We start from the raw sequence: 14,746 nt of genomic DNA, 5'->3' as shown, positions 1-14,746 counted from the left end.
CTCCCAATCTCAAATCTAAAATCTACAATTTACCATCGTTAAGCTAGTTCCCAAACGCATTCCGATCGCGTCAGGCGTATTTGAGCTAGGGCAAAAATGGTCGGGATGATGCGGCCGTAGTTCGTGGAAATCGATCGCCAACCCAAATCCGCTAAAAACCAAGTCCACATCACCGGGCCGACCAACGAAAATACGCTCCGCGTCGCACCGTAACGAGCCGCACTCACCGCCATACCGCGCCGCGCCGTCTGAATTGCGACATAATTTTGAAACTGGGTTGCTGCGGTTGCAGTGCCTGTAATCACGGCTTGTTTTGCCATTTGATAGGTGGCAAAATGCAGCGCAAATTGATTGGCCATTAGTTTGAGCAGCATTGGTTTTAAGATGGAACTAACCGCTAAAGCGCTGCCGCCTTTGAACAGTAAACCCAGCGGGTCTTTTTCAGCAGAAATTGGCAGGGGTTCTGAGAGTTTAGAATCAACGATCGCTCGCTGTACGCGCACTGTCAGCGCTTGCTGTTCATCTGCAGGTAAACGCTTCCACGCGCGGCCCATTAAGTGCAGAAATACTTCTGCCTCTAAGTCGGTGGTTGACAACTGTCTGGGATAAGGGATTTTGAGATAGCGACAAACTTGAATTAGTGCTTGTCTGTAAGTTACTTGTTGGGTTCGCCCTCTGAGTACCGTCAACCCGTCGGCTGCAAGATACCGAAACCGCTGTTCTACGGCGTCGAGCCATGCTTGGCGATCTCGACTTTGTACATCTATCGGTGCGGGGGTTTGCACGTAATCTAAAGGGTTAAACTTGCGGCTGAACAGAAGTTCTGTTAGTTGCTGCAATTCTTCTTCTGTTGTCAATTCGAGTGCTGCTCTGAGTTCGTCCAAAATTTTGCCCTCCCGTATACGATTTTAGATTTTAGATTTTAGATTTTAGATTGCTGCTGGTTGACAACCAGTGGGATTTAGGATTTACCTACAGTGGCATTTTTTATCGGGTCTTAATCATGGATTCGTGCTGTCCCTTATTCTACTACCGGGCGCAGGACGATCGGCAGGATTTGCACAGAAGATCCGACTGCTAGAAGCTATAACCTCAGCAGCTACATCGATCGGCGGACGCGCATCTAAATTTTACAGTCAATTTTGGTGTCCCGCCGATCCTAAAAATACAATTTAGATGCCCAACAGCCAACCCGGAACCCCTCGGTACGTCTGGGACCCCGCAGATTGAGGAGTAAAACCTTTGCCCTGAACCCCCACTATTTTATTCGGTATAAACAAAAGAAAAATAATTTAGTCTATTTCTGTTAAAAAATGTCAGTTAATCCTATAATGAGTTTGGTTTTTTTAGCACAAAGTAAATGATGTCTTCTTCTGTCGCACCGTCTTTTTTGCAGGGATATTGGCAAGATACTTTCAATCTCAAGCAGCATCTACAGGATTTTTTAAACTTAGATTTAGAAACAATTGAACAAGAGCTAGCTCTCGGTCAACAATCCCTAAAAGAAATAGGTCATCGGGATTTTGATTGGAAAAAAGCTAGCGAGTTTTATCGCGATGGAGTCGGACAAGCTTACCTATTTGACCTCGGAGCTTGGCATATGTCCAATCAGGATTACATAGGAGGCACTTTAACATTAATATCAGATATGGCTGCCGGTCGAGTTTTAGATTTTGGCGGCGGTATTGGCACTCATGCTATTGCAGCAGCTCTTTGTCCTCAAGTAGAACAAGTAGTCTATTGTGATCTTAACCCCATAAATCGCAATTTTGTTCAAAGCCGAGCTGCTAAGTTAGGATTGAGTGAGAAGATTTCGTGTAGTCTAGAAGTATCTCCTACAGAGGCTTTTGATACGATCATTTGTTTAGATGTGATGGAACATTTACTCAATCCCAGTCAGCAATTGATGGATTTTCATAAAATGCTGTCTCCGTCAGGGAAGATTATCCTTAACTGGTATTTCTTTAAAGGTTTTAATCAAGAATTTCCTTTTCATTTAGAAGATAAGCAAGAGATGAACACATTTTTTACTAAACTTCAGTCTAATTTTATGGAGGTTTTTCACCCTCATTTAATTACCGCTCGTTGCTATCGCAAATTAACTGCAAGTTAAGAAATCAGCTTAAGGCTTATTTCCTAGAAAAAGTCCGGTAAGTAATGTATCTGAAAGTCCAATTATGTTCGATGTTGTGGTGATTGGTGCGGGTATGGCGGGGCTCAGTTGCGCTCAACGGTTGCGTCAAGCTGGTTATTCTGTGGCGGTTGTTGAGAAATCTCGCGGCGCGGGGGGACGTGTTGCTACCCGCCGCGTACAGGGTACTAGGGCAGATCACGGGGCGCGGTATCTGGAACCGCAGGGGGATGCGGTGCAGGGGTTAATTGAGGCTTTGGTCGATCGCCACATCCTCAAACTCTGGACTGATACTGTCTGCGAATTCAGACAGGGAAAACTTTCTGCTATTCCTCGCTGTTGTTATGTCGCACCTGCGGGTATGAATGCTGTCGGTAAGTATCTGGCCCAGGATTTAGAGATTGGGTTTGGCCGTCGCGTACAAGCTATTTCTACTACAGATAACCAAATGTGGCATCTTTCCCTAGAAGTTACTGACAGCAATTTAGAGATACCTCAAGAATTAATTGCTAAGGTTGTGGTTGTGGCAATTCCTGCACCTCAAGCTTTAATGTTTTTGGATGCGGAAATCGGTTTGAAATCAGATTTTATTGACAAATTGCGTTCTGTGGAGTACGACCCTTGCATTACCGTTATGGCTGGCTATCCTGCGGCAAAACAGCAAGATTTAAGTAATCTAAATCCGCAGTGGAAATCTGTTTCTTTTCCCGATAATTCTGATTTAGCTTGGGTTGGTTTAGATAGCAGCAAGCGGCTTGAGTCGCACCAGCCTGTGTTTGTGGTTCACAGCAGCACAAATTTTGCAGAACGCTATTTAGAAGCTGCTGATTTGGAAACTGTTGGTCAAGAATTGCTTTCGAGAGCTTCTGAATATTTAATCCCTTGGCTGAAGCAGCCAGAATGGTTACAGGTTCACCGCTGGCGCTATGCTTTTTGTCGAAGTCCTTTGCCTGTTTCTTGTTTGCCTGCAGGGGGAAATTTGCCGCTGGTTTGTGCGGGGGATTTGTGCGGGGAAGGTCAAATAGAGGCTGCTTTGCGATCGGGTTTGGCGGCGGCTAATTGGGTGAATTCTCAGTTGCAAAATTTGCCGTTAGATTCCAGCCTAAATTGGTAATATGGCTAAAAGTAAGGTTCTGTTCGTAGGAAAATAAAAGTTAAGCTGATTAGGACTTACGCAGAAACCTGGTTTTTTACGAAAATACTGTATTTGAGATTTTAACACGGGTAAAAAACCCGGTTTATTTGATATTTATGCGTAAGTCCTACTAATGTTAGATTTGGTTATGTAATGACAATTTAAAACAAAGCAAGTGGTTGAGATTAAACCAATTAAGCAACATCAAATTGAACAAGCCAAGCAAGTAGTCATTGCGGTATGTCTAGAAATTTGGGATGGCGTACTAACCAAGAATGAGTTGAGCGGCTATGATTCGATGTCTGATATTGACAATGTACGATCGCACTATTTCGACAATAACGGCACGTTCTTGGTATTGGTTGACGGTGAGCAGGTTGTAGGCACTGGAGCAATCCGAAAACTCAATGATGAAATCTGCGAACTTAAGCGGATGTGGTTTCTCAAAGAGTATCGAGGACAGGGGTTAGGCTGGAAAATGGCTCAAATACTCTTTGATTTCGCACTCGCGGCAGGTTATCGGAAGATTAGGCTTGACCTAGCAAACGAAGAGCGACAACCAGAGGCACTCAAACTTTATAGGAAGCTTGGCTTTTATCCAATTGAGAGATACAACGATAGTGTATGTCGTGTGTTTATGGAGAAGTTGTTGCAATAGCAAGGATAAAGAAGCAGAGCTTTATCCCAAACGCTGCACATCTTCCACCGACAGAGAAAGCGCCTGGGCAACTTGTTCGACAGTCAAACCCATTGCCAGTAGTTGAGGGATAGCATCTTGTTGTGTTTGCTCCGCGCGCTCGGCTCGTTGACGCTCAGCTTCAGCCCGCTGGCGTTCCTGTTCGGTGTGGAGGCGTTCGAGTCGAGCTTGCTCGCTCCCCGTCAGCAACAAATTCCCTTCGTTATCCCACCAGCGCAACCACCGTTGTGTCTGATTTTGATAGCTGCCTTCCCATACGCCTAACTCTACTCCCATGCGGTCGATCGGGTAATGTCCGCGATCGTTCGGTTCCAACAGGCGATAGCGGGCGTTCACCCAGTTGTAGACTTCCAGTTGGCTGGTTTTAATTGTATAGATGGCGTAGTAGGGGATGCGGATAATCTGTTCGTATACCCAAAACTTCCCTGGTTTCTGAGTAATACCTTCTGGCAAACGAGATAAAGGCCTGTTGTCGCGTTCTTCGGAACCATCCCCACAGGCTAATTCGATCGCAATTATTGGCACCATATACTCGCGCCACAGCACGTAAGAGCGGCGAATTTCTCCGTCTAATAGGGGCGGAACGTTGGGGATGTAGAACCAATCAGGGGCTTCGGCTCCGCGTTCGGGTGGGTCGGTTTCGCGCCAGTAGATGCCACAATCTTGCCCAATCGCATATTGTCCGTCGGGGTGAAGGGTTTGCAGTGTGCTTTCTAGGGAGTCGGTTAACAGAATGCTCTGGGGATGTTCTTGGAAGTTCTTCACAAACGTGCCGTCGGATTCAGGGAGTTGGGTGTGATCCGGGAAGGCGGGGGGCAACCCTGTCGCATTAAGACTTTGGGTCATGGCTGGTACGTGATCGATTCGCGATCGAACTGATGCTCTGTTATAGCGTAGCGATTGTCGATCAATTTGTGTAGCCCAAGATAGCGATCGTTCTAAAAAATCGAGCAATCGACCTACAAAAAAAATGGAAAAATGGTGTAAATTCCCACTTTTCCAAATAGTTATTTTTGTGCTGTTTCCTGTTGTTCTAAGCCTTGTTCTTGCATCTGCAATAACTCGGGAACTGTTACGAAACTGTACCCTTGATTTCTCAATCGAGCAATAATATCAGGCAAAGCCTTTACAGTTCTTGCTCGATTGCCGCCGCCGTCGTGCATCAGCACAATGCCGCCGGAATTTGCCTGCCTCATCACGTTGTCTATCAAAGATTCCGTAAGGGTGCGCCAATCAAAAGAATCAGCAGACCACATCACAACTGCATAATTTTTCTTTTGAGCATAAGCTGTCAATCCATTGTTTAAAATGCCTCCTGGCGGGCGGAACATCGATGTTTGGATGCCGGTTAACTCCTCAATTAAGGATGAAGTGCGATCAATCTCGCGAGCGGCACCGTCTTCGTTATACTGAAGGTATTGGTGGTTCCAAGTGTGATTGCCGATCGCGTGACCTGCTGCTGCGACCTGTTTGCCAATTTCGGGAGAATTGTGCAGGTATCTTCCTACCCAGAAGAATGTAGCCTTAATATTATTTTCCTTCAGAATATCTAGGATTTGTGTAGTTGTTTTCGGCCAGGGGCCGTCGTCAAATGTCAGGGCGATCGCCTTGTGCTGGGAGTCGAGTTTCGCGTGACGAATGGTTGTACCTTGAAACTGGGACGGTACGGCTGATTGAAATCGGATTGCTTGCACTTGGGCTAGAGCACTTTGGGAAAATTCAACTCGATGGGCGATCGCCTCGGAGAACTTATTAATATTGGACATCGGCGGTTGTTCTGGCGACTGGGATACTGCCAAGACTTGCGCCTGAATCGGTTGCAATGGCTGATTGGCCCGCAAGTTAACCGGCCATGTTACACCCAGCAAAAAACTTCCTGTTGCTGCCATAAAAGCAACGATTAAAGTTTTTCGCCGCCTCCACAGCAGTTTCAATTTTCTCACGTCATTCTCTCCTTCACACCTTGTACAGTTAATTTGAGATTTTATGTTGATATCAAGTTAATCCACTTAAGAGGATAATCTTAAATTGGACAGTCCGTAAAAATGCTACTGGAAATAACCGATCGCGGGGAAGTCCGTCCGGATAAAAAAATTTAAGATTTGTACGCCAGAAATGCCCTAACCCCTGAAAACGCGGGATGGTTGAACTTTTTCCCCAGCCAGGGGGACGGCGCTCAAATCGGATTCATGGCACTATATTCTTAGGGACTCAGCCCGCATCGGCCCGCGTCCCTACCTGAGACTGCAAGTTGGTTTAACCTGAGATGTTGCACTATTGTCAATAAGCTTTTTAGGAACAGGCATCTTGCCTGTTCCACAAGAAAATTTAGTCTTTGTGCAACAGGCCGGAAAGCCTGTTAACGCGAGAAGGGTGCAAGATGTGAGGTTAACTGGATTTGATATAAGGGCGATCGCGCGCCCCCAGCGTCGTAAAATTAACTTTTAGGACCGATTCTCTCTTTGTACAAGCCGACAATCCGATCGATAACTTCAGCAACAGTCAGATTGTCTGTTTGAATTTCCACAGCGTCGGCAGCTTTACGCAAAGGTGCAACCTCGCGGGTGCTGTCTTTTTCGTCTCGCAGGGCGATGTCTTGTTCCAATTGGGCCAAGCTAATATTAGCCCGATCGCTATCTTTAAGTTCTAACAGCCGCCTGCGCGATCGCTCTTGTACCGAAGCCGTCAAAAAAATCTTCAGTTCCGCATCGGGAAACACGTTAGTGCCGATATCGCGGCCTTCTGCTATAATTCCGCCTTTTGTGCCGCAGCGTCGCTGTTCCTCCACCAGAAACTGTCGCACGGCGGGAATTGCCGCCATTTCCGAGACGCGGGATGTCACTTCCAAACTGCGAATTGCCTCGGTTACGTCTTCGCCGTTAATCTTCAACATTTTTGATGCGGGATCGAGGTTGTATTCCAAATAACTGGAACTGATTAATTCGGCGATCGCGCATTCGTCAGAAATCGGCGTGCCTGTTTTCAATGCCAGCCAAGTCAGCGCCCGATACATCGCGCCCGTATCCAGATAAAACAAGTTCAGAGCTGTTGCTGCAAGGCGAGTTACGGTAGATTTGCCAGCTCCCGCCGGGCCGTCGATCGCCACAATGGGCCGGCGGTTCCTGAGAATTATATTGTCAATCAAGCGAGTAGAGCCGACTCTGGCTGCCACGGCTAAAAGTCCCGCTGTTTCCACAACCTGCAAGCGGGTCAAAGTGTCGGGCTCGACGAGATCGGCGTATTCGAGCTTGACTGCGGGCTCTCCTGCGACTGCTGCGCGCACCGCTGCGAGTGCGGCCGCTGCGATACGGTCGCCTGAATAAAAAGTTTCCGAGGCTTGTTGCAGCGCGCGGTAGAGTACGGAGGCTTGCTGTTTTTGCTCTGCTGTTAAATACTGATTGCGAGAACTCATTGCCAGTCCCGATTCTTCGCGGACGATCGGACAAGCGACAATCTCTACAGGCAAGTTAAAATCCAAGACCAGCTTGCGAATCATTGCTAGCTGCTGGGCGTCTTTTTGACCGAAATAAGCTTTTGTCGGCTGCACCAAACTCAAAAGTTTAGTAACAATTGCCGCGACGCCTTGAAAATGACCGGGCCTTGCTTTGCCGCACAAAACCGATGTCATCGCCGCTGGCGGCACTACTTGAGTCAAGGATGAAAGGTGAATCTCTATCTGTTTTTGGGCGGTTTGCTCTGTTTCTGTGCGTTCGACCGCTTGGTTGCCGAACATTTCAGTTGCTGAGGGAGCAAATATGGCATCAACCCCAGCTTGTTCGCACAACAGCCGGTCTTGCTCGATATTCCGAGGATAATCTTGAAAATCTTCTGTCGGCCCAAATTGCAGCGGGTTGACAAAAATGCTGACCAGGGCGATCGCATTTTCTTGCCTTGCCCGCTGGATCAAGCTCAGATGCCCTGCGTGCAAAGCTCCCATCGTCGGCACCAAACCGACTGTCAAATGAGGTGCAGCAGACTTTTGTAAATTTAAGTAGCAGCGAAGTGCTGCAATGGTAGTAAACAGGCGCACCGGTAGAATCTCCTGAAGGCATTCGGCAGAATGCAGAGTTTATTTGTCAGAATTTGTTTGAGTTGACATCTTGCACCATCCTCAAGAACAGGCTTTCGGGCTTCTTCTATAAAGAATGGTGCAAGATGTCAGTTTTATTCTACTTTCTGCCTTCTACACTTCGGATAACTTTTGTATTCTGCCTGAGACTACCGTTCAGCGTTCAACTTTTGTTTGCTGCTGCGGTTCGATCACTTCGATTTCCACTCTCGCAACACCACTGCTGATCATTCCTAGCACGTTGGCGGCGCCTGCGGACAAGTCAATGAGCCGATCGCCCACATAGGGGCCGCGGTCATTAATGCGGACAACCACGGTGCGGCCGTTGTCGAGATTTCTCACCATGACTCTCGTTCCAAAAGGCAAATTTGGGTGGGCTGCGGTCATATCATTTTGGTTGAAACGCTCGCCGCTGGCGCTGAGGTTGCCGTTAAATCCTGGGCCGTACCAGGAAGCCCAGCCGCTGAGGCGCACTTGAACTGGGCCCATAGACAGCACGGAGCGTTCTGGTTGGGGTTTGCCTGCGACTTCTTCCAGGGGTGGGGCGTTGCCCATAAGTCGGCGGAGGCGATTGGTTGCTTGCAGGGCGTCTCGGCTAAAGTCGCTAGTGGTGTCGGGGAGGATGGTTTCGGCGTTGATGTTTACCAAGTCCTCACCGTTTGCCTGGATAATGTAGCGATCGCCTTTTTCCCACTTAACGGTAATGCTTTTGGGATCGATGTTGTTGCGGGCTAGCTGATTGAGTCTTGCTGCTAAGCTTGATGCCCGCCAAACTGGATCGGGTTCTTGATTGCTAGAGTTGCTGGCAATGTTTCCAACTTTGGGATTTTCTCTGGAGCCCGCTAATTTTGACGGACTGCTAGCACCGGCTTGGCTGTTGCCAGTTTCTCCCAAAGGCGTGTTTGTTTCCGGATTCGCGTTCAGAAAGGTGATGACTGGAATGTTTCGCACGTAGACTGTCGCTGCTTGTCGCCCGCCTAAGTCGTGGGGCTGAATTTTGGCGATCGAGTCTCGGGCAATTTCAGCTCTGGCTTGATACTGATACTGTCCGACTTTTTGCGCTTCGACCCGAGTAGCGTTTAACTGCCGGGACGGTTGGGTAGCAATTACTTGCTCGGAAACCTGAGAGTTTTCGTTGTCGGCACCTGTTGCTTGTGCGTGACAAGAGGATGCCGTTCCTACCACAGGAACTAACAGGACAGCGAGTAGACCACCAACAAATTTTTCCTTCATACGTCCATTTTTGTGAATAGCCATTGCCAACCGAGATTGGAGGATTGGCCGTTTGGCGGCGGGCGTCAAGGATTTCTCTCTTGCCCTTCGCCATTCCTCCGTGAGTCAAAGCAAAGTATCCGGGTGCGTTTTTGCTTTAATGCTTCCGCCCAAAAAAAATTGGCGGAAACTTCCCTGATACTTGACAACTCGTACTCGATCCGCAATTTGTGTTTTGTTCACGAACTGCAACAGACTACCACAAACTTTTGTGGTTGGGGATCGCTGCAATCGCGATTTTCACCAAATCTTCATAAAATCTTCTCAAAACCCTCTATCATAAAACCCTTTAGTTCCAGTGCTTACAGCCGTTTCAGTCTTTACGGAAAAATTTACAAAAATTTACAAAACTTTAGTGTATTTTGTGGGCTACGGAATGGCTAGTCTTAAAAAAGCTGTTTGTCAACTGTTATGGGAATAAACTAAAAATTAGAAGAAATCGATTTGGCGGACTTATGGATTATCGAGAAGCAGGTGTGGATGTTGAGGCGGGCAGAGCTTTTGTCTCGCGCATCGGGAGTATGGTCAAGAGCACGCACAGATCGGGAGTTTTGGGCGGATTCGGCGGGTTTAGCGGGTTTTTCAGCGTCCCGGAGGGTTTAAAAGAGCCGGTGATGGTTTCGGGTACTGACGGCGTTGGGACTAAGTTGAAATTGGCCCACAATCTCGATCGGCACGACACGGTAGGTATCGACTTGGTGGCGATGTGCGTCAACGACGTGCTGACATCCGGGGCCGAACCCCTCTTTTTTCTCGATTATTTAGCCACGGGAAAGTTAAATCCCGAACAATTAGCTGCGGTGGTAGCCGGGATTGCTGACGGTTGCAAGCAAGCAGGCTGTGCTTTGCTCGGAGGGGAAACGGCAGAAATGCCCGGTTTTTACCAAGCGGGTGAGTACGATTTGGCGGGGTTTTGTGTGGGAATTGTCGAAAAGAGCAAATTGTTGGACGGTTCGCGGGTGCAGGTGGGAGATGTGGCTGTGGGACTCGCAAGTTCGGGCGTGCACAGCAACGGTTTTAGTTTGGTGAGAAAAATTGCGGGCGATCGGGGTTTTGGCTGGGATTCCCAACCCGAAAAGTTAGGTGGCAAAACTTTAGGAGAAGTGCTGCTAACTCCGACTAAAATTTATGTGAAACCAGTCCTCGAAGCAATTAAGAGCGGTCTAGAAATTCACGGCATGGCTCACATTACGGGCGGCGGTTTGCCGGAAAATTTGCCCCGCTGTTTGGGAGTTAATCAATCTGTCAGAATTGACAGCAATAGCTGGCCAAATTTACCAATTTTCCAGTGGATTGCTGAAGCGGGTCAAGTTGCCACAGCAGATATGTTCAATACTTTTAATATGGGGATTGGCTTTGTGCTGTTGCTTGATTCGAGGGAAGTAGAACAGGCTGTTAAATGGTTTGAATCTCAGAGAATTAGTGCTTGGGCGATCGGGGAAGTGATTGAGGGGAACGGAGAATTGATCATGGATAACGGTTAATGGGTAATTAGTAAGAAGCAATCCCAGGGGCTGAAGATTGCTTCGCTTTGTTTTATTCGTTAACAGACAATCTCAATCTGCCTTCATCTGTGTATATCTGCGGTTAAATTTATAATTTTGAAAGTAACCGCAGAGGACGCAGAGGATGAAAGAGAAAAAGGAATTCACAAGAGATAACTCGTTGCTACAAATTTAAAGGCAATTGAAATAAGCTATTGTGCTTTTAAATATGGTATAATTCAAAATTAGTTCCGTGAATTAGTGTAAAATTTTCCGCCGAATGTTTAAATTAATTGAAGATATATACTATTTATTACATCGACTCTGAAATAAAGGATTGTTAATTCTTGAAAAGAGAAAATATCAAAAATCAAGGTAATGTTTGTATCACAGTTTAAATAAAAAACACCTTATTAGGCTTGTACGTGACTCAAAATTTCCAAAAACTCCTGCACCACTAGAGCCGGTTGTTCGCTGCATCGGGTAGCATCGTAATGTTTGACAAGACTGATGCCAGAATCTCTGAAAAGCTGGCACTTTTCATCTTCTGTTGTGTTTGGATGGGATAATTCGCTGTCAATTTTCAGTATCCCTAGCTTGTTTTGGTGGAAGATCAGGAAGTCAGCTTCTTGGTTTTGTCTGCCGGCGGGTGTTGCGAGTCGCAGTTGGGAGTTGGGGATGAAGAGAGTGGAAGTGCGATCGAGTATTTCGGCAATTTTCACTTGTGCGTCGGAGTGAAGGCGAAAACCATTCCAGTTATAGACTGCTTCTTGAGAGTTCGACTGAATTTCCTGGTTTTGTCCATCTTCACTCGATGTATTTTCTTTATTTGATTCAGTGCTAGCATCGGGTATGATAGGCTTGTCTGAATCTGTTCTCGACAAATCTGCTTCAACTAAGTTTGCGAATAGTCCTGCTCCACTTAGGTTAGCTCCACTTAGATTTGCACCGCTAAGATTAACTTCAATTACCAGATTTCGCTGTAAGTTCACTTGATTTCGCCGTAAGTATCGTTTCAGGACGGACTGTAAGTTATCTTTTTTGACTTTTTCCCCTAATGCTTTTGAGAGTAGCTTCCAGAGTTTAGCACCAGCATCTTTGATATAATCAGGTTCATAGTCGTTGCTTCTAGCTATCTCTACATACGATCGTCCTTCCCAGGATTGCCTAAACACTAGCTCTTGAACTTTGTTTAGCCCTTTGTAGTCTAGAGCAACTCCTACAATGTCTAGCGCTTCTTCCACAGTCATTTGTCAAAATTCCTCACTTGCAGAGCCTTAATATTCGTGTAGGGCACAACCTAACCTTTAGAACATGGGTTTTCTCCTTTGACTGCATTGTACCGTAATTTGCAGCAAATATTACTTTTTTATTACTTTTTTATTACTTTTTATAACTATCTAAGATGAAATAAAGTTGCTAAACTATTTCTCAAGTAGACAAAGAGGTACTGTTTAATATCGTCAATAGACAAAGAACCTAGAGACCGTATAGAACCGGGAAAAGAAACAGACGGAGAAAAACGTAAACAGGGTCATTCTAGTGGTAGCTCAGGGAGTAGTTCTCAACTTGACAGGATTAATAACGAGCTTACGAAGTCAAACTTAACTGACTCAGCACGAAAAGCGTTGGAAGCAGAGAAAACAAAATTACTGGGACAGTAGTCCGCTTGTGAAAACAGGCGCGCTGAAATCTCAGGGGATAATTAACGCCGTAGATGCTTATCTGGGGTAGACTGTCGATATCTCATCGACTGACATGATAGCTACGTTTTTCACCGGAATATTTGTAACCAAAGGAGAAATTTATGAACCACCCTTTTGATTTAGAACTGTCGGAACTAGAGTCTATTGACTTAGAATCTGCTGTGATTGAGGCTGAGGATGAGTCTCTGGGTAATGACGCAGCGGTTAGTATGATTTCAGACTATCGAATTGAAAGTTAAAAAGTGTGAGTAGGTGAAGAGAATTAAGTTAAAGAATTTTTAGTGGCTCAGCCCGGAAGGGCAACTCAAGATGAGTCTTCTAACTTGATTCTACTCACCTATTTATTTAGTATAAAAAGTCACTGTCAACCCTCCCCAGTATTTTCTCTTGCATGATTAATCTTATTCTTGGCAACCCAAAAGACGTTCACGTTATTCATCTTACGAAAGGTCTTAAGGAAGCTAATTCAACAGTGGTACACTTAAACACACGTCTTTTACCAATTCAGTTGAAAGCATCTTGGGAGTCAGAGACAGAAAAAAGCTATTTAGTTTTGGCAGACGGTTACAAATTAAACATAGAAAGCATTCACAGTATTTTTTTGCGAAGGATTTCTGATCCTTATATTCCAGCACTCGGTAATCCAAGGAAGGAACAAATAGCGTTAGATGATTCTACAACTACTTTAAGAGTAATCCTCAAGTCATCTCCTGCTTTCTGGGTAAATCCTTGGGACATATCGTACAGGATTCACGAAGAAAAACCTTTGCAGCTTTCAAATGCCAAAAAACTTGGTATTAAGGTTCCAGCCACGCTAACCACCAATGATCCCGAACAAGTTATTAAGTTTGCAGAGTCTAAAGAAAGGGTTATTTTTAAACCTGTCTGTGGTGGAGCTTGGACGCAATTTATAACAGATTTTCATTTAGAACCTAAGCGTTTAAGTTTAGCATTGAAGATGTCGCCAGTCACTTTTCAGGAGTACATTCCTGGCACTAATATTCGTACCTATTTAATTGATGAATCTGTTTATTCGGCTGAAGTGAAAAGCGATTCAGTTGATTTTCGGCAAGACAAAACTTCCCAACTAATTCCAGTAAATTTGCCCGAACATATTCGTCAGCAATCTTTAGATATTGCAAAAAATTTTGGATTGCTATGGACAGCTATTGACTGGCGTTTAGATCCAACAGGTGAGTATGTTTTTTTAGAAGCAAACTCTAATCCGTTATTTCTGTATTTTGAACGTCAGACTGGTTTTCCAGTTACTCAGGAATTAGTTAAGCTTCTGACTAAACCACGCTAATCAGCCAGCACTGAGATAAAATTACGTTAGAAATAGCAGTAGATAACAGGTGGAGAAAAGCGATCGCCCTTCTTTTTCTCAGCATTCTCTGACAGAGGGCGATCGAGCTTTTTGAAGTGCGCTCTTACGTCAATTACCACATAAATAGTTATTTGTCAATATAAACATATTTCCCCAAAACCGTCAGCGGCATCATCTCCCCGCTGCCAAGTCAATTGAAACCCCATCTCGAATCAATATTTTAAACAATTCCTCGTCATCTTTTATCAAACTAGCATTTAATTCAATAACTTGACCTTCTTCCCTCATTACCTCCAACAAATCAGAAGTAGATACTTGAAATATTTCCTGATTATTACACCGCGCAGTCCAGCAATTGCCGTAACTGCCCGTAGCTTCAATATCAGATATTGCCCATTGCTTTAAGAGATAATTTTTGTCTAAATACCCAACGATTTTTGCAACTCTCAATTCCAGTTTTTCTTCTGCTTCACAGCAAAGATTCACAGCCCATTTTTGACCGATATTATAGGTAATAGCCGAATTGTCAGATTTCATAATGCTTCCGGGATTCTACTTGAATCTACTCGCTTAATTCGATCCTTATATCCTGTCCTGTGGATCTCTCGCGATATCTCGGCCGGGGCGGGTTTTTGAGATTGTTAATTATTGGCAGGTATTGTTGGTGAACCCGCCCCTTGTATCTTAAAAGAGTGAGTCAGGCGATTGCCACGTCATTGATTCGATCATACCGACAATCAGTCGATCGAACCGACAATCAGTCGATCGAACCGACAATCAGTCGATCGAACCGACAATCAGTCGATCGAACCGACAATCAGTAGATCATACCGATGATCAGTCGATCGTACCGATGATCAGTCGATCGTACCGATGATCAGTCGATCGTACCGATCGACGAAGTGAATCTAAAGAAACAAGGAAA

At 45.5% G+C, this 14,746-nt stretch carries 13 protein-coding genes; 6 read left to right on the top strand and 7 right to left on the bottom strand.

Annotated elements, in window-relative coordinates; genetic code table 11:
- Positions 1-38: 38 nt before the first annotated feature.
- Positions 39-884 (bottom strand): YaaW family protein, encoded by an 846-nt coding sequence (locus QUB44_RS03550; RefSeq protein ID WP_333363201.1) that lies wholly within the window; start codon positions 882-884, stop codon positions 39-41.
- Between the two features lie 476 nt (positions 885-1,360).
- On the opposite strand from QUB44_RS03550, the gene QUB44_RS03545 reads away from it, so the two are divergent.
- The 3 genes from QUB44_RS03545 (at position 1,361) to QUB44_RS03535 (ending at position 3,924) form a co-directional block, all read left to right on the top strand.
- On the top strand, positions 1,361-2,113 hold the full coding sequence (locus QUB44_RS03545; RefSeq protein WP_333363198.1) for a methyltransferase domain-containing protein: 753 nt from the start codon (positions 1,361-1,363) through the stop codon (positions 2,111-2,113).
- Between the two features lie 64 nt (positions 2,114-2,177).
- On the top strand, positions 2,178-3,245 hold the full coding sequence (locus QUB44_RS03540; RefSeq protein ID WP_333363195.1) for an FAD-dependent oxidoreductase: 1,068 nt from the start codon (positions 2,178-2,180) through the stop codon (positions 3,243-3,245).
- 196 nt (positions 3,246-3,441) lie between these two features.
- A complete protein-coding gene (locus QUB44_RS03535; RefSeq protein ID WP_333363192.1) occupies positions 3,442-3,924 on the top strand; it encodes a GNAT family N-acetyltransferase in 483 nt (160 codons plus the stop codon).
- 21 nt (positions 3,925-3,945) lie between these two features.
- Here the strand turns inward: QUB44_RS03535 and QUB44_RS03530 are convergent, their stop codons facing one another.
- From QUB44_RS03530 to QUB44_RS03515, 4 genes are all read right to left on the bottom strand, one after another.
- Entirely contained in the window at positions 3,946-4,809 is an 864-nt protein-coding gene (locus tag QUB44_RS03530) for a Uma2 family endonuclease (protein ID WP_333363493.1), read from the bottom strand.
- Positions 4,810-4,970: 161 nt separating this feature from the next.
- Complete coding sequence (locus QUB44_RS03525) at positions 4,971-5,906, bottom strand: polysaccharide deacetylase family protein (protein WP_333363189.1); 936 nt, start codon at positions 5,904-5,906, stop codon at positions 4,971-4,973.
- 494 nt (positions 5,907-6,400) lie between these two features.
- Positions 6,401-7,993: a bifunctional pantoate--beta-alanine ligase/(d)CMP kinase gene (locus tag QUB44_RS03520; RefSeq protein WP_333363186.1), complete on the bottom strand. Its 1,593-nt coding sequence runs from the start codon at positions 7,991-7,993 to the stop codon at positions 6,401-6,403.
- 195 nt (positions 7,994-8,188) lie between these two features.
- The gene (locus tag QUB44_RS03515) at positions 8,189-9,265 is read right to left on the bottom strand and encodes a septal ring lytic transglycosylase RlpA family protein (protein ID WP_333363182.1); all 1,077 of its coding nucleotides are present in this window, start codon (positions 9,263-9,265) and stop codon (positions 8,189-8,191) included.
- 494 nt (positions 9,266-9,759) lie between these two features.
- Here QUB44_RS03515 and purM point away from each other — a divergent pair, with 494 nt between their 5' ends.
- Positions 9,760-10,788 (top strand): phosphoribosylformylglycinamidine cyclo-ligase, encoded by a 1,029-nt coding sequence (gene purM, locus QUB44_RS03510; RefSeq protein WP_333363179.1) that lies wholly within the window; start codon positions 9,760-9,762, stop codon positions 10,786-10,788.
- Between the two features lie 413 nt (positions 10,789-11,201).
- Here purM and QUB44_RS03505 read toward each other — a convergent pair whose 3' ends face one another.
- Entirely contained in the window at positions 11,202-12,038 is an 837-nt protein-coding gene (locus tag QUB44_RS03505; RefSeq protein WP_333363175.1) for a pentapeptide repeat-containing protein, read from the bottom strand.
- Positions 12,039-12,595: 557 nt separating this feature from the next.
- Between QUB44_RS03505 and QUB44_RS03500 the strand changes: the two genes are divergently transcribed.
- Together QUB44_RS03500 and QUB44_RS03495 are read left to right on the top strand one after the other, a co-directional pair.
- Positions 12,596-12,733, top strand: coding sequence for a hypothetical protein (locus QUB44_RS03500; RefSeq protein ID WP_333363172.1), 138 nt, complete (start codon positions 12,596-12,598; stop codon positions 12,731-12,733).
- A gap of 152 nt (positions 12,734-12,885) precedes the next feature.
- Positions 12,886-13,800, top strand: coding sequence for an MvdC/MvdD family ATP grasp protein (locus QUB44_RS03495; protein WP_333363168.1), 915 nt, complete (start codon positions 12,886-12,888; stop codon positions 13,798-13,800).
- A gap of 192 nt (positions 13,801-13,992) precedes the next feature.
- Here the strand turns inward: QUB44_RS03495 and QUB44_RS03490 are convergent, their stop codons facing one another.
- Positions 13,993-14,358, bottom strand: coding sequence for a hypothetical protein (locus tag QUB44_RS03490; protein ID WP_333363165.1), 366 nt, complete (start codon positions 14,356-14,358; stop codon positions 13,993-13,995).
- Positions 14,359-14,746: the final 388 nt, after the last annotated feature.

Source organism: Microcoleus sp. AT3-D2, from assembly GCF_036705715.1.
Taxonomy (GTDB): domain Bacteria; phylum Cyanobacteriota; class Cyanobacteriia; order Cyanobacteriales; family Microcoleaceae; genus Microcoleus.
Note: the sequence above shows the minus strand (reverse complement) of the source record. Positions and strands in the feature narration are given on the sequence as shown.